At 40.6% G+C, this 18,712-nt stretch carries 16 protein-coding genes and 1 pseudogene; 6 read left to right on the plus strand and 11 right to left on the minus strand.

The window, feature by feature from the left end; genetic code table 11:
• Window positions 1–4: 4 nt before the first annotated feature.
• From RM529_RS06795 to RM529_RS06820, 6 genes are all read right to left on the minus strand, one after another.
• Complete coding sequence (locus RM529_RS06795; RefSeq protein ID WP_311484002.1) at window positions 5–634, minus strand: phosphoadenosine phosphosulfate reductase domain-containing protein; 630 nt, start codon at window positions 632–634, stop codon at window positions 5–7.
• Between the two features lie 2 nt (window positions 635–636).
• Entirely contained in the window at window positions 637–894 is a 258-nt protein-coding gene (locus RM529_RS06800; protein ID WP_311484003.1) for a DUF2061 domain-containing protein, read from the minus strand.
• Between the two features lie 125 nt (window positions 895–1,019).
• On the minus strand, window positions 1,020–1,436 hold the full coding sequence (locus tag RM529_RS06805) for an RrF2 family transcriptional regulator (protein ID WP_311484004.1): 417 nt from the start codon (window positions 1,434–1,436) through the stop codon (window positions 1,020–1,022).
• 181 nt (window positions 1,437–1,617) lie between these two features.
• On the minus strand, window positions 1,618–2,784 hold the full coding sequence (locus RM529_RS06810; protein ID WP_311484005.1) for a trans-sulfuration enzyme family protein: 1,167 nt from the start codon (window positions 2,782–2,784) through the stop codon (window positions 1,618–1,620).
• Window positions 2,784–6,161, minus strand: coding sequence for a bifunctional aspartate kinase/homoserine dehydrogenase I (thrA, locus tag RM529_RS06815; RefSeq protein WP_311484006.1), 3,378 nt, complete (start codon window positions 6,159–6,161; stop codon window positions 2,784–2,786). The genes RM529_RS06810 and thrA overlap by 1 nt, the downstream gene beginning before the upstream one ends.
• Before the next feature lie 92 nt (window positions 6,162–6,253).
• On the minus strand, window positions 6,254–7,528 hold the full coding sequence (locus RM529_RS06820; protein WP_311484007.1) for an O-acetylhomoserine aminocarboxypropyltransferase/cysteine synthase family protein: 1,275 nt from the start codon (window positions 7,526–7,528) through the stop codon (window positions 6,254–6,256).
• Window positions 7,529–8,190: 662 nt separating this feature from the next.
• Here RM529_RS06820 and RM529_RS06825 point away from each other — a divergent pair.
• Both RM529_RS06825 and metK read left to right on the plus strand, forming a co-directional pair.
• On the plus strand, window positions 8,191–8,817 hold the full coding sequence (locus tag RM529_RS06825) for a hypothetical protein (protein WP_311484008.1): 627 nt from the start codon (window positions 8,191–8,193) through the stop codon (window positions 8,815–8,817).
• A 386-nt stretch (window positions 8,818–9,203) separates the two neighbouring features.
• A complete protein-coding gene (gene metK / locus RM529_RS06830; RefSeq protein WP_311484009.1) occupies window positions 9,204–10,463 on the plus strand; it encodes a methionine adenosyltransferase in 1,260 nt (419 codons plus the stop codon).
• A gap of 118 nt (window positions 10,464–10,581) precedes the next feature.
• Here metK and RM529_RS06835 read toward each other — a convergent pair whose 3' ends face one another.
• A complete protein-coding gene (locus tag RM529_RS06835) occupies window positions 10,582–11,730 on the minus strand; it encodes a Gfo/Idh/MocA family protein (RefSeq protein WP_311484010.1) in 1,149 nt (382 codons plus the stop codon).
• 10 nt (window positions 11,731–11,740) lie between these two features.
• Complete coding sequence (locus RM529_RS06840) at window positions 11,741–12,610, minus strand: SDR family oxidoreductase (RefSeq protein WP_311484011.1); 870 nt, start codon at window positions 12,608–12,610, stop codon at window positions 11,741–11,743.
• Window positions 12,611–12,926: 316 nt separating this feature from the next.
• Here RM529_RS06840 and RM529_RS06845 point away from each other — a divergent pair, with 316 nt between their 5' ends.
• The 4 genes from RM529_RS06845 to RM529_RS06860 all read left to right on the plus strand — a co-directional run bounded on the left by RM529_RS06845 (window position 12,927) and on the right by RM529_RS06860 (window position 17,014).
• Complete coding sequence (locus RM529_RS06845; RefSeq protein ID WP_311484012.1) at window positions 12,927–14,291, plus strand: acyl-CoA dehydrogenase family protein; 1,365 nt, start codon at window positions 12,927–12,929, stop codon at window positions 14,289–14,291.
• 24 nt (window positions 14,292–14,315) lie between these two features.
• Entirely contained in the window at window positions 14,316–15,248 is a 933-nt protein-coding gene (locus RM529_RS06850) for a 2-hydroxyacid dehydrogenase (protein WP_311484013.1), read from the plus strand.
• A 14-nt stretch (window positions 15,249–15,262) separates the two neighbouring features.
• A complete protein-coding gene (locus tag RM529_RS06855; RefSeq protein WP_311484014.1) occupies window positions 15,263–15,712 on the plus strand; it encodes a universal stress protein in 450 nt (149 codons plus the stop codon).
• Window positions 15,713–16,075: 363 nt separating this feature from the next.
• Window positions 16,076–17,014, plus strand: a complete 939-nt coding sequence (locus RM529_RS06860; RefSeq protein ID WP_311484015.1) for a pyridoxal-phosphate dependent enzyme — start codon at window positions 16,076–16,078, stop codon at window positions 17,012–17,014.
• Here the strand turns inward: RM529_RS06860 and RM529_RS06865 are convergent.
• From RM529_RS06865 to RM529_RS06875, 3 genes and pseudogenes are all read right to left on the minus strand, one after another.
• Window positions 17,011–17,523 carry a DinB family protein gene (locus RM529_RS06865; RefSeq protein WP_311484016.1) on the minus strand — a complete coding sequence of 171 codons (513 nt, stop codon included), beginning with the start codon at window positions 17,521–17,523 and terminating at the stop codon, window positions 17,011–17,013. The two genes, RM529_RS06860 and RM529_RS06865, sit on opposite strands and share 4 nt — an antisense overlap.
• Window positions 17,524–17,604: 81 nt before the next feature.
• Complete coding sequence (locus RM529_RS06870; protein ID WP_311484017.1) at window positions 17,605–18,258, minus strand: transposase; 654 nt, start codon at window positions 18,256–18,258, stop codon at window positions 17,605–17,607.
• Window positions 18,259–18,441: 183 nt separating this feature from the next.
• Window positions 18,442–18,712: pseudogene (locus RM529_RS06875) on the minus strand (DUF4440 domain-containing protein); the annotation flags it as partial.

Below are 18,712 nucleotides of genomic sequence, written 5' to 3' on the forward strand. Positions count from 1 at the left end.
TTTTTTAAGCGTGTAGGCCACACTCTCTGTTTGCTAAAACTTTTGTAGGATCAAAGTATTTAAATTCATTTGGCAGATCATGCTCCTCAAGATAAGCGTCCAGCTTCTCATCACTCCAATGATAGAACGGACTAACTTTTAAAAGCCCGTCTTTGCTGTAACTAAGTATATCTATACTATCTCTGAATGAAGTCTGCCCTTTTCTTAAGTTAGTAAACCATACATCCGGCTGTTGCTGCTTCATTGCTCTCTGGAAAGGCTCAAGCTTTACCTGCTTTGTAAACTCCTCGTGCTGAGTCGAATTTACGTCGGGTATCCCTCCGAAAAGCGCATCTCTGTAAGCCGCAGTTTGTTTAGGTGTATAAAGTTTTACATTAAGCTGAAGTCTATCTATCACTGCTTTTGCATGTTTGTAAGTTTGCGGAGTGTTATATCCAGTATCACACCAGATCACCTTAATAGCAGGGTCTATTTTGGAGCATACATGAAGAATAGCCGCTTCGTAAGGGCGAAAATTAGTGGTCACTACAGGTTTCCCTGCATTTGAAACCACCCATTGAACAATCTCAGCCGGAGTAATCCCTTTTAATTGCTGATTAAGTACTTTCAATTCTTGTTCGCTATACTTTTTCATAACTATTCCTTTCCAAAGTTTATCTTATTCCAAATCCTTTCATGTCCAAAATAAAGAATCATTTTTGTAACCAGCTCTACAGATCCTATAGCCATGGCGGTTTCTATCTCACCAGTTAAAACCCAGGATATTGCTACAGTATCCATTGTTCCCACTATTCTCCAGCTGACGGTTTTTGCGATACTGCGGAGAGGTTTCTCTGCAGCTCTGTCTTTTTTAAAAGTTTTCTTCGTCTTGGTCTGGTCAAGAAACATAAGCATATTTTATTCTTATTATCTATTACCCTATCGGGTTACTAGGTTTTAATACAAATGTAATCTTCATTTTCTATTACTCCAATTAAATAGTCACCTAATTTACAGTATTTAACATTAAATTCTGGTTCCTACTCCTTTATTGCCAAATCTGCCAAAGTATTATCTCCCAATACTTTTAACGTAACATCCCTCACCTGAATCATAAGTGCATGTACAGAGCAGGCTTCTTCGCTGGCGCAATCTGAACATTTCTCATAATAATTAAGGCTTACGCAGGGAACCATCGCTATGGGTCCTTCCAGAACCCTTATTACAGAAGTCATTTTTATATCTTCTGGTTCTTTAATAAGATAGTAGCCTCCGCCTTTACCTTTCTTAGCTCCAAGGAAACCAGACTTTCGTAATTCCAGCAGGATACTTTCCAAAAATTTCTGGGAAATATTTTCGCTGCGGGCGATTTCTGATGTTTGTACCGGTTTGCGTTCCGGTTGTTTTGCCATAAATGACAATGCTTTTATACCGTATTTCGTCTTTTTTGAAAGCATAATGCAAAGATAGCCATTTTTAGAAAGTTCCAAGTTTGAATTTCGTGGTTTGGGTGCTTATCCCGCGACATTATTCCTACTTCCAGAAAACCACCCCGGCTTTCGGCCACCCCTCCTTAAAAAAAATGGTAGTTTTTTGCTCACAACTACGAACTGGAAACTAGGAACTCCAGACTATGAACTACAAACCATTAAGTGCCTGCTTCAAATCAGCAATAATATCATCTACATGTTCAAGTCCTACGGAAACCCTTACAAGACCAGGCGTAATTCCTGCCTCCAGCTGGTCTTCCTCACTTAACTTGCTGTGTGTGGTAGATGCAGGATGTGTCACAATACTACGTGTATCACCAAGATTGGCACTTCTGGAACATAATTTTACACTGTCAATAAATTTTCTTCCAGCTTCAATTCCGTCTTTTATTTCGAAGGAAATAATGTTCCCTCCAAGCTTCATTTGCTTTTTAGCAACTTCATACTGCGGATGGGATTTCAGGAATGGATATTTGACATTTTCAGCATTAGGTTCATTTTCCAGGAATTCTGCAACTTTTAAAGCATTTTCACAATGCCTGTCAAGTCTTACCGCCAGGGTCTCCAAACTTTTGGAAAGTACCCAGGCATTAAAGGGAGACAAAGCAGGCCCGGTATTTCGTGAAAAAAGATAAATTTCCCTTATTAATTTTGGATCACCAACCGTCACTCCACCCAAAACTCGACCCTGTCCATCTATTAATTTTGTAGCCGAATGGATTACCAGGTCGGCACCAAATTTAATGGGATTCTGTAAGTACGGCGTGGCAAAACAATTATCGATAATTAGAATAAGGTTGTGCTTTTTAGCAATCTCACCCAACACCTCCAAATCCAAAATATCGACCCCGGGATTCGTTGGGGTTTCAGCAAAAAGAATTTTAGTTTCCGGCTTTACCAGGCTTTCAATTTTTTCAACTTCATTTACATTGAAGTAACTGTGCGAAATATTCCATTTCGGAAAAAATTTGGTAAACAAACTATGTGTTGAGCCAAACACAGATCTTGCCGAGATAATATGGTCGCCGCTATCTAGTAAGGCAGCCAGCGTTGAAAAAACCGCAGACATTCCTGTTGCAAAAGCATACCCCGTTTCTGCACCCTCCATTTTTGCAATTTTATCTACAAATTCTGAAGTGTTCGGGTTGGTAAACCGGCTATAAATATTTCTTTCTTTTTCTTCTGAAAATGAAGCCCTCATATCTTCTGCATCCTCAAAAACATAACTGGATGTTAAGTATAAAGGTGTAGAATGTTCTAAATATTGAGAACGTTCCATTTGAGTCCTTACGGCAATAGTTTCAAAGTTTTTCATTAAGCTATTTTTTCTGATAATTTCAAAATGTCACCAAATACACCTCTTGCAGTAACCGCAGCACCGGCACCGGCACCTTGTATCACAATGGGACGATCACCGTAAGATTCAGTATAAATCTCGAATATTGAATCGGCTCCCTTTACCTGCCCAAGGCTGCTATCTGCCGGCACCGAAACCAGGTTTACTTCCAGCTCGCCTTTATCCTGTTGCAAATCTCCGGAAAGGTCTCCAATAAATCGCAAAACATGATTTGGTTTTTGTTGATTTTTTATTTTTTGATACATCTCATCCAATCTCCTCAAATTGGACATAAAACTTCCGGCATCTCCCCCTCTTAAATCTTCCGGAACTAAGTTTTTAATTTTCACATCTTCAAATTCGTTCTGTAAATCGAGTTCCCTCGCCAAAATGAGCAATTTTCGGCCTACATCATTTCCATTTAAATCTTCCCGGGGATCAGGTTCCGTAAAACCTTTATCAATAGTATCTTTAACAACACTGCTAAACGGCCTGTCTTCTGAAGAAAATGTATTGAAAAGATAACTAAGGGTTCCGGAAAAGACACCTCTGATTCTCGTAATATTTTCTCCTGAAAGATGCAGGATCCTGATGGTATCAATAAGCGGAAGCCCGGCGCCCACATTAGTTTCGTAAAAATAACGCTTCTGATTTTTTTCCAGATCTTCCCGCAAATCTTTATAGAACTTCATATCCAAGGTATTCGCGATCTTATTGGAGGAAATCAGATCAAAGCCATTTTTAACCAATTTTGGGTAATGCTGCACGAAATCCCTGCTGGCTGTATTATCTATGGCTATAAGATTTTCTAAATGATGCAGCCGAGCGTAATTTATTACTTCTGAAACCGAAGATTCTTTTCCTGAAGCCTGCAGCTTTTCGTTCCAGTCTTCTGCAATACCATCTGAATTCAACAAAAGTTTTCTCGAGTTGGAGACCGCAAAAACATTCAGTTTAATTTTTTTCCGCTCTTCGATTGAAGCTGCCGAATGCAGGATTTGATAAATTAAAGTTCCGCCTACATTACCATGACCAAAAATCGCGATATTGATCTTTTTATAAACCTCAAAAATCTCCCCGTGAATCACATTCAGCGCTTTGTGCAGCTGTGCTTTCTTCACCACCAGGCTCACATTTTTCCCGGTTACGGTATTATTAAAAAGTAACGGTACAATCTGGTTCCTTATAAGGGCATTATACGGTTTGTGAAAAGTACTCAAGTCCTGCCCCACAATTGAGATTACAGAAACGTCATCTACCACAGAAATCTTATTAACATCTTTGGAATAAAAATCACTTTCAAATTCCCTTTCCAGCGCCTTTATCGCCGTATGGGCATTTTGCGCGTCTACCACAAGGCCAATCCCTCTTTCTGAAGAGCCCTGCGAAATAATACTCACACTTATTCCGCTATCTCCAAGGGCCCTAAAAATTCTGGCATCTATACCAGATTTCCCCAGGAGCCCACGTCCTTCAAGGTTAAGTAAAGAGTTATTTTCAAGAATAGATAAAGATTTAATGCCCTCTTTGGTAGGTTTGGCGGTAATTAAAGTTCCCTGATTGTCATTTTTAAACGTATTTAAAATCCGTAGCGGAATATTCTTTTCAATTAAAGGAATAATCGTTTTGGCATGCAGGATTGTCGCTCCAAAATTAGCCAGTTCATTAGCTTCACTATAGGAAAGTTCCTCGATGCGCTGCGCGTTTTTTACCAAATCTGGATTTGCTGTAAATATCCCGTCTACGTGAGTATAATTCTGCAATTCTTCCGCATCCAGGTAATTTGCCAGTAGTGCTGCAGAGTAATTGCCTCCGTTTCTCCCCAGAGTGGTGGTTTCACCATCTAAGGTGGAGCCAATATAGCCGGTAACTATATTCACCTTATGCCCGTGCTCTTTAAAATATTGTATAAAATTTTCTTTTGAAATTCCTTCAAGAGGCTGTGCACTTCCAAAATTATTATCTGTTTTTAGAAGATTACGGGAATCTGTAAAGTGAGCGTCATGCCCTCTTTGTTTAAGAACCTCCGTTATAAATCTGGCTGAAATTATTTCTCCCTGCGCAAGTAGCTGGTCTTTCACTTTAAGACTGTAGTCCCCAAGCAAGCGAACCCCTTCCAGGAGATTCTCTATAGCTTTAAATTCTTCAGAAAAATCTAAGGAATCATAACCACCAATTTGATATTTTCTGAATTTCCTGAAGACTTCGCTGTAATCCTGATTTGCCGTAGCCATCTCCAGCAAATCTTCAAGTTGATCTGTTGTTTTTCCCCTGGCGGAAACAACTACTCCTATTCGCTCCTGTTTTTGAATTTTATCTTCAATAATATCAAGCACCGACTTAATACCATTTCCATTGGATAAAGATTTACCTCCAAATTTGGAAATTTTCAACCTATTTACCTGCTGAAAGATCCCAGAAATGATCTGCTCCACCTGCTTGGCCTCTATTAAAAAAGCATCATGGCCGTGAACAGAATGAATTTCGCTGTACGTAACCTTGTTGCTGCTTTGTGCAAGCTGGCGATGGGTTTCCCTGTTTTCTTCCGCAGTAAAAAATAAATCTGAGTCTACCCCAATAATGCAAATATTGCCATCTATTCGCTCCAGGATTTTGTCCAGTTCGGGCCTGCCACGGGAAACATCAATAGTCTTCAATAGCTGGTTCATCAACTTGTAAGCCCCAATCTGGAAACGCTCCTGAAGCTTGTTCCCATGATGCAGCAACCAGCTTTCCACATTAAAAACCTGTAGCTCTTCGTTTGTACTCCGCTTAAAACGAGTTTTAAAAGATTCCGGCGTACGATAACATAACATCGCGTGCATGCGCGCATCATGTACGGGGTTTTTAGAATTATTCAGGAACAATTCCTGCACCTGGCAATTGGCAATAAGCCAGTCGGTCGATTTCCAGTCGGTAGCAATGGGTATTAAATTTTGAGTAATTAAGGGATTGATGGCAGCCATTTCCCAGGCAATACCACCTCCCAGCGAACCTCCAATTAAGGCAAACAGTTTGGTGATTTTTAGTTTTTCGAGACCAAGAAGAAAGATATTCGCAATATCCCGCGCGACAAAATCTTTATAATTTTCGATAATAAAGCCATCGTATCCATTTCCCGGAATGTTGAAAGTCAGGATGGTGTACTTATTAGTATCTATACATTTTTCTTCACCAACAATGTCTTTCCACCAGCCATCCTCCCCGGCTACATTCGAATTCCCGGTGAGGGCGTGGTTAATCATCACTACCGGAGCCGTATTTAAAGGCTGACCAAAAATTTCGTAAGAAAGTTGAATCTCCTGAACACCTCCGGCAGAATTCTTAAAATTTGCTATGCGAATTTCCTCAAGCATTATTTTCTTTTTTTGGAAGATGAAGGGAAAATATTTTCTTTACACTTTCCCTCCATCTTCCAATCAATAAATTATTTAAACTTACGCTCTTACTAGATTTTAGAAAAAGCCTCTTTTAAATCGCCTTTAAGATCTTCTATATCTTCTAGCCCAACAGATAATCTTATTAAATCCTGAGTGACACCCGTAGAAGCTTGTTGCTTCTCGTCCAATTGCTGGTGTGTGGTGCTGGCAGGATGAATAATAAGAGATTTTGTATCTCCAATATTGGCCAAAAGCGAAAATATTTTTGTTTCATCTGCGACTTTCTGTGCCGAATCAAAACCACCTTTCACTCCAAAAGTAACTACTCCACTTTGTCCTTCAGGCAAATATTCTTGGGCTAGTTTATAGTATTTGCTCTCCTCCAGCCCAGGATAGTTTACCCAGGTTACTTCTTCCTGCTGTTGCAACCATTTTGCCAGTTCCAGAGCACTTTCACTATGCTGCTTTATCCTTACTTTCAGGGTTTCCAGCCCCTGAAGGATCTGGAATGCATTAAAAGGACTCAATGCCGCACCATGGTCACGCAAACCTTCTATTCTCACCTTGGCAATAAAGGCAGCTTCTTCCAAAGCCTTGTGATAAACGAGCCCGTGGTATCCCGGTGAAGGTTCGGTAAATTCAGGAAATTTACCGTTAGCCCAGTTAAATTTACCGGCATCGATAATAACACCACCTAAGGCAGTACCATTTCCATTAATATATTTTGTTAGCGAGTGGATCACAATGTCTGCTCCATGTTCTATTGGTTTTACCAGGTAAGAAGTTGCAACCGTGTTATCTACTATAAAAGGAACGCCAAGCGCTTTAGCTTCCGAGGAAATAGCTTTAAGATCTAAAACATCCAGTTTTGGGTTTCCAAGAGATTCTACGAAAATCGCCCTCGTATTTTCCTTTGCTGCTTTCTTGAAGTTTTCGGGATTACCGGGATCTACAAAAGTGGTATTAATCCCAAGCCTTGGTAAAGTCACACTTAACAGGTTGTATGTACCACCATAAAGACTGTTGGAAGCGACAATATGATCTCCCGTTTTTAAAAGGGTAAGAAGCGTTGTATTAATAGCAGCTGTCCCCGATGCTGTTACCACCCCTGCAATCCCACCGTCCAGTGCAGCAAGACGTTGTTCTAAAATATCGTTTGTAGGATTATTAATCCTGGTATAAATATAGCCCGGCTCTGCCAGTGAAAACAGATCGGCAGCGTGTTTGGAATTATTAAAAACGTACGAGGTAGATTGATAAATAGGGACTGCTCTGGTCCCGCCGTTAGCGGTTACATCGTGTCCTGCATGAAGTGCGTTTGTAGCAAATTTCTGAGTACTCATAATTTCTGTTTTTATATAATTTTTATTCGTTGTTATTAAAATTTTAAAAAAAAGTCCCCCAGGTTAGCTATTACCGGGGGACTCCGAATTGAACTATATAAACTAAATTATATTTCCGAGTTTTGGCAATAGCGTTTCATGTGACACATTCGCATCACTTCACACATTATCATTTTATATATTGCCTTATTAGATTCCATGTTTTCACTTTTAGCTGAAAATATACTGCCTCTTCCTTTTAATACATTTTGGACAACCGCAATAAAAAAGCCGCTGCGGTTGGCAGCGGCTTTTGCAAATTATCTTTTCAGTTTATGCAATAAGGAGCGCTGCGGAAGGTTTCCACATCATACACATCATCATATTGCAAATAAACAGATTCATTTCTCATTTTTGTCTGAAACAAATATAAGCACAGAAAAATTTAATATGCAAATAATTTTTTAAATTTTTAAAAAATCCATAATAAATCCAGGGTTATTGTCATAATCAGTACTTACAGTTTTTCAAAATCCTCTCATTTTTCAAACCTGTAACCAATTAATAGGAAATGCAAAAAGAATATTAAAATCTATTAAATAAAAACTGCAGAATATCGCTAGCAGCTAACTTTGCCTTTATAAATATTACCCGAGGAAGGGCAACCAGAAAAATTTTAAATTATGAAAAAGATTTTACTATTAGCAGCATTTTTTATTGTTGGAGTGACACAAACTTCGCATGCCCAGTTGCAGGAAGGAAACTTCATGCTTGGAGCTGATTTAGGAAGTGGACTTTCTACACCTGAAAGCAAAGGTCTGTTTGGGATTAATGTAGGTCTTAACGATGGTGCCGGCTGGAATATTGGCTTAAGTCCAAAAGCCGGTTATATGGTGAATGACAATTTTCTCCTGGGAGGTATTGTAAATCTGGGGTTCGCCAAAGCCAGTGAGGACTCAGATGAAGTCTTTGTTTATGGAGTACAAGCTCTAACAAGATTTTATGTTAGACCACAGGATGCCGACCTTGGTGATGAAATTCCTGCAGGACAATTTTTCGTGGAAACAAATGCAGGTATTGCAGGAAGAAACGTTTCGGGCGGTGAAACTACTAATGGTTTTGCATTTGGATTTGGACCAGGATACTCTTATTTCCTTACCGAAAGTGTAGCACTTGAAACCAGCCTGAAATATAGCGGACTCGTTGGAGCCGGTAATGAAGATTATCAAAATTCGTTAGGCCTTACTTTTGGAATTCAAATATTCCTGCCACGTTCTACTGCAGAAGATGCGGTTGAAGATTTCAACTAAAAAACCTGATACTTGAATTAATTTTTTAGAAGCTTTCCCTGTGTTAAAAACATAAGGAAAGCTTTTTTATTGCCGCGTTAGAGATCAAGCGGTTATATGATCTCTTTTATAGTTTTTTTGACTATAAAAAGCGAGAAGCAAAATCCCGGCACAAGCTTTTTTGCGAAGTGCGACGCCCAATACATAAAATGCCGTTAAAGAATTTTGAATCAAAACTATTTTTATACATTTGTAAGCGATTTATTTACAGGGAAAGATTTGACTGATTGCAACCCTAAAACCAAAGAGATTCTTTGGTTGAAAATGCTAAAGCAGTAAAGTAATGTACTTCTGTAGCCTTTGCATGTCACCTCTGCCTCTGTTGATTCTAAACTAAAAAAGAAGACATGGCGTATTTATTTACTTCAGAAAGTGTTTCTGAAGGTCATCCAGACAAAATTGCGGACCAGATTAGTGACACCCTCTTAGATAATTTCCTTGCTTTTGACGAAGAATCCAAAGTTGCCTGCGAAACCTTGGTTACCACGGGACAGGTCGTTTTAGCCGGAGAAGTGCGAAGCAATACTTACCTGGACGTACAAAATATTGCCCGCGGCGTGATTAATGAAATTGGTTACACTAAGGGCGAATATAAATTTAGCGGCGATTCCTGTGGAGTAATTTCTCTTATTCATGAACAGTCACAGGAAATTTATCAGGGAGTAGATCGTGGTAAAAAAGAAGAGCAGGGTGCCGGTGACCAGGGAATGATGTTTGGTTACGCCACCAACGAGACCGAAAATTATATGCCACTGGCCCTCGATATCTCTCATAAGATCCTTATAGAACTGGCAAAATTAAGAAGGGAAGGTAAAGAAATTACTTACCTGCGGCCCGATTCCAAGAGCCAGGTTACCATAGAATACAGTGACGATAATGTTCCTCAAAGAATTGTTGCCATTGTAGTTTCCACTCAGCACGACGAGTTTGATGAAGATGACGAGAAGATGCTGAAAAAAATTAATAAAGACATTCAGGAAATTCTTATCCCTCGAGTAAAAAAACGCCTACCGGAATACGTCCAGAAGTTATTTACAGACAACATAAAATACCACATTAATCCAACCGGAAAATTCGTCATTGGTGGTCCTCACGGCGATGCAGGATTAACCGGAAGAAAGATTATAGTAGACACTTACGGAGGAAAAGGAGCCCACGGTGGTGGTGCGTTTTCCGGAAAAGATCCAAGTAAGGTTGACCGTTCTGCCGCTTATGCTTCCAGGCACATTGCCAAAAATCTTGTGGCCGCAGGACTTTCAGATGAAGTTCTTGTTCAGGTTTCTTATGCTATTGGGGTGGTGGAGCCCACTTCTATCTTTGTAGATACTTATGGCAAATCCAATGTAGATATGAGTAATGGTGAAATTGCCAAAAAAGTAGCCGAAATTTTCGATATGAGACCTTCAGCAATAGAAGAGCGATTAAAATTAAGGAATCCAATTTACCGGGAAACCGCAGCTTACGGCCACATGGGAAAAGAACCGCGTAAAGAGATTAAAGTATTTGAAAGCCCTTACAACGGTAAAATCACCAAAGAAGTAGAATTATTTACCTGGGAGAAACTGGATTATGTAGATAAGGTTAAAGAAGCTTTTGGGCTTGAATAAGGCCCCTTATCCAAAGGGAAACTTTGAAGATAAAAGTAGCAGAAACAAGCCTCACAGTTTTTTAACTGTGAGGCTCTATTTTTAATATCTAAGCTTTTACTTATGGAGAAATTTCCTTTTAATACTTAATCTCCACACGCTCCCCATTATTTCGGGCCGATTCATAAATTGCCATAATAATCTTCATATCCCTGACGCCCATTTCACCCGGCACAATAGATTCTTCATTTTTACTAAAACTTCCTGCCTGGCTGTCCATTTGTATCGCCTGTTCGTAAACATTGGGGAAATCCATTTTCCCTTCGCTGGTTTCTCCTTTTTTACCTTCGTAGGAATAGGCGGGATCAACTTTCCACCAACCGTTTTCGGCTTCAGCAGATAAAAGCTTTTTTTCTTCGGGATCTGCATAACTGGTTTCACATTCAGCCACTACCCCATCTTCAAATTCCATTTCCCATTTTATAGATTGTTCCACATCCCGGAAATAAGCCGGGTGCGTAATTTCTCCAAATTCAGCTTTTACAGCAATTGGTTTTTTACCCATGGTATAAACCGCTCCCTGAACGCAGTATATTCCCAGATCCATTAACGGACCGCCACCGGCACGTTCTTTATCCAGACGCCAAACATCCAGGCTACCCCCTGTCATGTCACTGCTATCTGCAGCTTTTATGCTCTTTACTTTTCCAAAGACTTCCTTCTGGCCCAGTTCCATGACGCGTTTATTATAAGGTTCAAAATGCAGGCGGTAGCCAATGGCGAGTTTTACTCCGTTAGCATTACAGGCATCAACCATTCGCTGAGCCTCTTCTGCAGTTGTAGCCATTGGTTTTTCACAAATCACATGCTTTTTAGCTTCTGCTGCACGTATAGCAAATTCGGCATGAAAGGCAGTTGGCATTACAACGTAAACTATATCAATATCATTATTGTTGGCAATCTCATCAAAATTGTCATAATTATAGACATTCCCTTCCGGGATGTTATACTTCCTTTTCCAAACCTCTGCTTTTGAAGGGGAACCGGTCACAATTCCTGCTAAGTGGCAATTCTCCGTTTCCTGCAGGGCAGGTGCAAGTTGATTTGTACTGTAACGGCCAAGGCCCACCAGTGCAATTCCCATATTTTTAAGTGGCCTGTCAGATTCTCCGGCTGCTGCCTCCATGAATGACAAAAAAGGAGAAGTCATTAATGCTCCGCCGGTAGCGAGACCCATTCCCTTTATAAATTTTCGCCTGTCGCAGTTATAGTTATTATCGTTGGTCATAATCTATTTTTTAAATTGTTGGAGTTCCTCCCGTGATTTGCACCGTCGAACCTGTCATATAACTTGAATCTTCAGAAGCCAACAGGACGTAAGCGGCAGCAAGTTCTGCCGGTTGCCCCGCGCGTTTTAGCGGAGTATTTTTTCCGAATTGTTTCACTTCTTCCATAGGCATTGTAGCAGGAATAAGCGGGGTCCAGACCGGTCCCGGCGCCACACAATTTACGCGAATTCCTTTATCTGCAAGAAGTTGACCGAGATTTGCAGTAAAATTCAGAATTGCTCCTTTGGTAGCTGCATAGGCCAGCAAAACCGGCTTTGGCTTATAGGCATTAATAGAGGTGGTATTCACAATTGTACTTCCCGGCTTCATGTGAGGTTCTGCCGCCTTGCACAAATAAAACATCGAGTAGATATTCGTTTTAAAGGTATAATCCCACTCTTCACTGGAAACGTCCTGTAGAGATTCACGTGCCATTTGAAAGGCTGCATTGTTTACGAGGATATCAATTTGTCCAAATTCTTCTACTGCCTTACGTACAATTTTCTCACAATGTTCCTGTTCACTTACATCACCTGCAATAAGAACAGCCTTTTTCCCCGCCTCTTTCACGTATTTAGCGGTTTCTTCAGCATCTTCATGCTCTTCAAGGTAAGAAATAAGCACATTTGCGCCCTCACGTGCATAAGCTATGGCCACTGCCCTTCCAATACCGGAATCGGCACCTGTAATAATTGCATTTTTACCTTCGAGCTTTCCCGAACCTCTATAGGAATCTTCCCCGTGATCTACCTGAGGCTGCATTTCATCTTCGTGACCCGGTACATCCTGTCTTTCCTGTGGGTAAGGTGGTTTTACGTGTTTTTCCTGTGGATTTTTCATATTCTGAATGGTTAATAATTAGACATAATGCCTTCCTTCTATTTCTAAACGCCATGGTCAATTTCTTCCGAAGAAAATATTTACGGTGACAAATAAGGTGACCTTCTTAAAATTACCAATATCGGCATAGTACTTAAAGGTCCGTCCGCTAAAACTTTCATAAAGTTTTGAGGGAGAGCTTATAAACTTCAGTAGCAATATTCACCCCTTATAAACAGCTGATTTAGCCGAAATATTTTTGACTTTTTCTTCGGAAAGGTTTAACAACTGCAAAGGCTTAATTTGTCTATTTTTAAAAAGAACCAATACTACTTCTATGTCATTCTTCGGAAAAGTCAGAAACACGATCAACCTGTTAAAGTCGGTCGATCTCGACCAATTGCAACAAATTAATAAGCAGATAGACCTTTCTGAAGCAATGAAAGCTTTGGGAACTTTAGACGACAGGCAGCTTAAAGGGCTGATGAAAATGTTAAAAACAAAACAGCAAAAAGGCGAACGTGAACTCCCTCCTACAGATGCCGATTTCTATAATCTGGACCTGAAACTAACCAAAGAGCAACGGGAACTCCAGATGAAAGTGCGCAATTTTATGGAAAAGGAAGTGCGACCCATAGCGAACGACCATTGGAACCGTGCTAAGTTTCCTTTTGAAATTATTGAAAAATTTAAAGAACTGGACATCGCCGGAGTGCCTTATGAAGGATACGGATGCCCAAATTTGCCATTTTTAATGGAAGGCATAATCGCGCAGGAAATTGCAAGGGTAGATGTTTCCATCTCCACCTTTTTTGGTGTGCACAGCGGGTTGGCAATGGGTTCTATTTATCTGTGCGGAAGTGAAGAACAAAAACAGGAATGGTTACCGAAAATGCAAAAACTGGACAAGATTGGTGCTTTTGGCCTTACAGAACCCAACGTAGGATCTGGAGCTGCCGGCGGGCTCGAAACCACCTGCAAATTTGATGGTGAAAACTGGGTAATTAACGGGCAGAAGAAATGGATAGGAAACGCGACTTTTGCCGATGTCATAATTATATGGGCCAGAGATGTAGAAAGTAACCAGGTGAAGGGCTTTTTGGTCCGGAAAGAAAATCCTGGTTTTAAAGCTGAGAAAATGGAGGATAAAATGGCGCTGAGAATCGTTCAGAATGCGCTCATCACCCTCACCGATTGTAAGGTGCCGGAAAGCGACAGGCTTCAGAATGCCAATTCTTTTAAAGACACGGCAAATGTGCTAAGGATGACCCGTGCGGGAGTTGCCTGGCAGGCAGTGGGATGTGCCCGGGGAGCTTATGAAAGTGCACTTGCATATACCAAAAAAAGGGAACAATTTGGCAGGCCTATTGCATCTTATCAGCTAGTTCAGAATCACCTTGTAGAGATGCTTTCCAACCTTACTGCCATGCAAACCCTGGTTTTCAGACTTAGCGAGATGCAGGATCAGGATATGCTTACAGATGAGCATGCATCGCTGGCTAAAGTTTATTGTAGTATGCGCACCAGGGATGTGGTGAGCCGTGCCCGTGAGGTTTTAGGCGGTAACGGAATTTTACTGGAACACGACGTTGCACGCTTTGTGGCCGATGCCGAAGCTATATATAGCTATGAAGGAACTAAAGAAATAAATTCTCTCATTGTAGGAAGAGCCATCACCGGCTTTAGTGCATTTGTGAGCTAATATTAACAAATAAGAAAAAGAAAAATGTCATTTTTAATTGTAAGTCCGGGCAGAGACCCGCAGCCCTGGTTAGAAGCTTTAAAAAACCAACATCCGGGATTAAATATTTATGTATACCCAGAAGACCACGATAAGGAAGAGGTGGAATTTGCACTTGCCTGGAACCATCCGCGCGGCCTGTTCAAAAATTATCCAAATCTAAAGGTGGTCGCTTCTATGGGCGCAGGTGTAGACCATATTACCAGCGATAAGGAACTACCCGAAAATATTAAGATCACACGGGTAATAGATCAGCAACTCACTACAGATATGAGTGATTTTGTTCTCGCGCTTGTAATGAGCCATCTCAGGAAACTCTCCTCTTATAAAAGCCAGCAAACAGAAAAAGCCTGGGATAGGCATAACACTTATAAGAGACCTAAGAATACCACAGTAGGTATTATGGGTGTTGGAGTCTTAGGAACTGCCGTTGGTGAGAAGCTGGCGAAGAATGGTTTTAACGTTCTTGGATGGGCTAAAAGTGATAAGGACAAAAAGGATATCAATACTTATTGTGGTGAAGATGGCCTGGAAGAATTTCTTCCGCAGGTAGAAGTACTGGTCTGTTTATTACCACTTACACCGGCAACAGAAAATATCCTGAACAGGGAACTTTTTGAAAAACTGCCCGAAGGTGCTTACGTGATTAATGTGGCCAGGGGAGAACATCTTGTAGAACAGGATTTACTGAGGATGATTGGCAACGGACATCTTTCCGGAGCTGCGCTGGACGTTTTCAGAGAAGAACCTTTGCCCGAAGAGCATCCTTTCTGGACCAATACCCAAATTCTTATTACACCGCATATAGCGAGTGTTACCAAAGCATCTTCTGTTGTTCCGCAGATTATCGAAAACTATGAGCGCCTTCAGGAAGAGGAGCCGCTTAAAAACGTGGTAGAGAGAGATAAAGGTTATTAAATCTGTAAAATAGTATGGTAGAGATAAAAACTATTCTTGTTGCAGTAGATTTTAATAAAACTGTGAAAGAACTGCTTAACTATGCAGAAAGCCTTGCAGAAAAATATCATGCAAAAATCTGGCTCCTCCACGTTACAGATCCGGAGCCGGATTTTATAGGTTACGAGCCGGGACCTCAATACATTCGGGATTTAAAAGCTGAAGAATACCGTGAGGAACACAGAAATTTACAGGATTTATGCGATTCATTTCTGAATAAGGACATTCAGGTTGAAGCGCTGCTTATCCAAGGTTCTACGGTAGAAATGATCCTGAAAGAAGCTGAAGAATTGCAGGCTGACCTCATGATCGTAAGCACCCATCAACACGGATTTTTCTTCAATCTTTTCTCGGAAAGTGTTTCCTTAGAACTCTTTAAGAAATCAAATATTCCTTTGCTAACTATTCCTGTTGAGGAAGAGTAGTGAATTTTACTCTTAGACCAGAAGTAATTTGCATGATTTTGCATAAAGCATAAGGCCAAAAAACACCAGACCTCACAGGTTTTTAAAACCTGTGAGGTCTGGTTTGCAAAGCAATTATTGGAATCAGAAAGATCTTCATTTTGCCAAAAAATTCGTGGATTAGTGGTCGCTTTTTTCCTATTCTAAGAGATTCTCCAAAATCACAATTTTCAGCCTTATATATTTTCCGCCACGATAGATCAATATTTTCTAATTGTCAAGAACTCTAAAAAGGTTTTTCTTTTAACGCCATTCCTGTTTTAGGAATTCTTTTCCCGTGGGGAATTCCGGTCTAAATTTATAACTTTAGGAAAAAAATCAGCTATGTATTCTAAGCAGGAACTTGAAGAAGTTCACCAACGCATTCTCCCGTATATTCATAAAACTCCCGTTTTACACTCCTCTCTCATAAACGAAATTTCGGGAACAGAATTGTTTTTTAAATGTGAGAATTTTCAACGAATGGGCGCTTTTAAAATGCGTGGTGCTACGAATGCCATTCTTCAGCTTTCCAAAGAACAGCAGAAAAAAGGAGTGGTCACACATTCTTCGGGTAACTTTGCACAGGCGCTCTCCCTTGCTGCTAAGAGTATCGGGATTCCTGCTTATATTGTAATGCCTTCCTCTGCCCCGCAAGTGAAGAAAAACGCAGTTAAAACTTACGGCGGAATCATTACCGAATGTCCTCCAACTTTAAAAGATCGCGAAGAAACAGCGCAGCGCATCATGAAAGAAACGGGAGCCGGTTTTTTACATCCTTCCAACAATACCAATGTAATCCTGGGCCAGGGAACTGCAGCAATAGAACTTTTGCAGGAACATCCCGATCTCGATCTTATCGTAACTCCGGTTGGTGGCGGCGGACTCATTGCCGGTACTGCCCTTGCGGCGCATTTCTTCGGAAGAAACTGTAAAACGATTGGCGCCGAACCTTTTGAAGCAGATGATGCTTACCGCTCATTAAAAAGCGGGAATATTGAAACTAACGAAACTACAAATACTATTGGCGACGGACTCAAAACTAATCTGGGAGACAAAAACTTCCCTATAATTCAGCAATATGTTTCTGAAATTATTCGGGTGGAAGAAAATGAAATTATCGAAGCGTTAAGGATTATTTGGGAGCGAATGAAAATTGTGGTAGAACCCTCCAGTGCCACCGCCTTGGCCGCAGTTTTCCGGGAAAAAGAGAAATTCCGGAATAAGAAAGTCGGGATAATTATTTCCGGTGGAAATGTGGATTTGAGTCAGTTACTTTTTTAGGCAATTTTCAATACACTAATCGTTACCAGCATTTGCCCTACATGCCGCTGACTGTGTTCTGCAGCGTGAAAGTATAATCCCAGCATGGTAGAAGGCATTTTCTTCCTTCCTACAGTGCGTTTTTCGGTTAGAATTGCTTCAGGAGTGGCTTTAAAAATCTCCAAAGCTTGGTCTACCTTTTTAGAAAAGTCAGTGGTTAAATTTGCCAATTTTCGATCTTCAGTCGGCTCACCTTCCCTGCGCAAAAATGCAAATTGCTCTTCAGAAAGCGAATTTCCTTCAGCATAAGTAAGCATTCGATCTAAAACTCCGGTGATATGCTGCAAATGAAATCCAACAGATGCACGTCCCGCAGGTTTTTCCCATATCAAGGCTTCAGGAAAAGCTTCGGTATACTTAAAAACCTCTTCTTTAGACTGCAATAAGGCGTGAGCAGCAGGTTGTAAAAAGGCTGGAATGCCGGGAACGGAGCCGCGAAGCCAGACTTCAGGTTTTTTAGATGTATCCATAAATTCTTCAGTTTTCGCCCCTAAGCAGCGCGTACTACAAATTTAAGTGGTTTAGCAGGAAACATTCTGTAAAACAAAAAATCATTTTTTATTCTGATGATGGAATTTGTCCGCCGCCCATTTTGTAGGATTATTTTTGATGTATTCAGAAATGTTATTAAATGCCCGGTCATCCCGAATTATTATATCATAAAACCGGGTTTGCCAGGCAAAATCAGGATTGATTTTTCGTGCGTGTATCGTGCAAATGCGTTTATATTGATTGATGATCACGCCAAGGGTGCCGGGTTTCCATTGTTCATTTTTCCCGCCGGATTTGTGTTTTTTATCGGATTCATTTTCCGTGCCGTTGCCGCGGTTTTTGGAAAAATTTGGGGGATTTGCGCGTTCCGAATTTGCGCGTTCCGAATTTGCGCGTTCCGAATTTGCGCTAGAGACGCCCAACTTGGGCGTCTGTACATTATTATCAATGATAATAATTCCGTGGATGTGGTTGGGCATGGCAATGAATTCCCCGAGTTGGATATATGGGAAATGATTAGGGATTTCGTTCCAGAAGTGATGGGTAATTTTTCCAATTTCCGATAATTGCATTTTTCCATCAGCAATTCTTCCGAAGAAATTTTGGCGATTATGAGTGCAAATCGTTATGAAATATGCAGCGTTCCAGGAATAATCCCAGTTTTGCAGGCGAGCAGAAGGGATTCGGTATTTGTTTCGGAATTTTTCAGTCATAAATAAAAAACAAGCGGGTTCTATAATGTCTAAGCATTTCAACATATTAATTTGAAGGTTTCCAGATAAATATTTCCGGGAAGTAAAGCAGGCTTATACCTATGCTCCTTAAAGGTATAGGTCGAAAATTGCCAATTTTCGGCACTCATTGTTTTTAACGGGGCTTAATCATTGCCGCTAAACTTACTTCTCTTTAAGTAACGTAGAATGTAAAAGTTGTAATCTCCAGCCATCTTCAGTAAGGACCGCGATCGCACTTTCCAGCCAGTTCATCTCCCCTACAGGTTTACCGTCTACCAGGAACCTCGCGTTATTATGATAAGCCACCCACGCTGTTTTATCCTGAATTTTAATTTCTACAAAATCAAAAGAATTGATTCGCTCCGGCTGCTCCTGTCCCCTCGCATTGTCCATATGGCTTACAATAATCTCATTATCCCAAACTTCACCATTC

Origin of the sequence: Autumnicola edwardsiae, assembly GCF_031846505.1 — a bacterium.
Lineage (GTDB): Bacteria > Bacteroidota > Bacteroidia > Flavobacteriales > Flavobacteriaceae > Autumnicola > Autumnicola edwardsiae.

Excerpts from the sequence above, each read along its gene's own strand:
- RM529_RS06805 (WP_311484004.1), bottom strand. The coding sequence starts at position 1,436 with ATGCTTTCAAAAAAGACGAAATACGGTATAAAAGCATTGTCATTTATG.
- thrA (WP_311484006.1), bottom strand. The coding sequence starts at position 6,161 with ATGCTTGAGGAAATTCGCATAGCAAATTTTAAGAATTCTGCCGGAGGT.
- RM529_RS06870 (WP_311484017.1), bottom strand. The coding sequence starts at position 18,258 with ATGACTGAAAAATTCCGAAACAAATACCGAATCCCTTCTGCTCGCCTG.
- RM529_RS06825 (WP_311484008.1), top strand. The coding sequence starts at position 8,191 with ATGAAAAAGATTTTACTATTAGCAGCATTTTTTATTGTTGGAGTGACA.
- RM529_RS06855 (WP_311484014.1), top strand. The coding sequence starts at position 15,263 with ATGGTAGAGATAAAAACTATTCTTGTTGCAGTAGATTTTAATAAAACT.
- metK (WP_311484009.1), top strand. The coding sequence starts at position 9,204 with ATGGCGTATTTATTTACTTCAGAAAGTGTTTCTGAAGGTCATCCAGAC.
- RM529_RS06865 (WP_311484016.1), bottom strand. The coding sequence starts at position 17,523 with ATGGATACATCTAAAAAACCTGAAGTCTGGCTTCGCGGCTCCGTTCCC.
- RM529_RS06845 (WP_311484012.1), top strand. The coding sequence starts at position 12,927 with ATGTCATTCTTCGGAAAAGTCAGAAACACGATCAACCTGTTAAAGTCG.
- RM529_RS06850 (WP_311484013.1), top strand. The coding sequence starts at position 14,316 with ATGTCATTTTTAATTGTAAGTCCGGGCAGAGACCCGCAGCCCTGGTTA.
- RM529_RS06835 (WP_311484010.1), bottom strand. The coding sequence starts at position 11,730 with ATGACCAACGATAATAACTATAACTGCGACAGGCGAAAATTTATAAAG.
- RM529_RS06840 (WP_311484011.1), bottom strand. The coding sequence starts at position 12,610 with ATGAAAAATCCACAGGAAAAACACGTAAAACCACCTTACCCACAGGAA.
- RM529_RS06800 (WP_311484003.1), bottom strand. The coding sequence starts at position 894 with ATGCTTATGTTTCTTGACCAGACCAAGACGAAGAAAACTTTTAAAAAA.
- RM529_RS06810 (WP_311484005.1), bottom strand. The coding sequence starts at position 2,784 with ATGAAAAACTTTGAAACTATTGCCGTAAGGACTCAAATGGAACGTTCT.
- RM529_RS06860 (WP_311484015.1), top strand. The coding sequence starts at position 16,076 with ATGTATTCTAAGCAGGAACTTGAAGAAGTTCACCAACGCATTCTCCCG.
- RM529_RS06795 (WP_311484002.1), bottom strand. The coding sequence starts at position 634 with ATGAAAAAGTATAGCGAACAAGAATTGAAAGTACTTAATCAGCAATTA.
- RM529_RS06820 (WP_311484007.1), bottom strand. The coding sequence starts at position 7,528 with ATGAGTACTCAGAAATTTGCTACAAACGCACTTCATGCAGGACACGAT.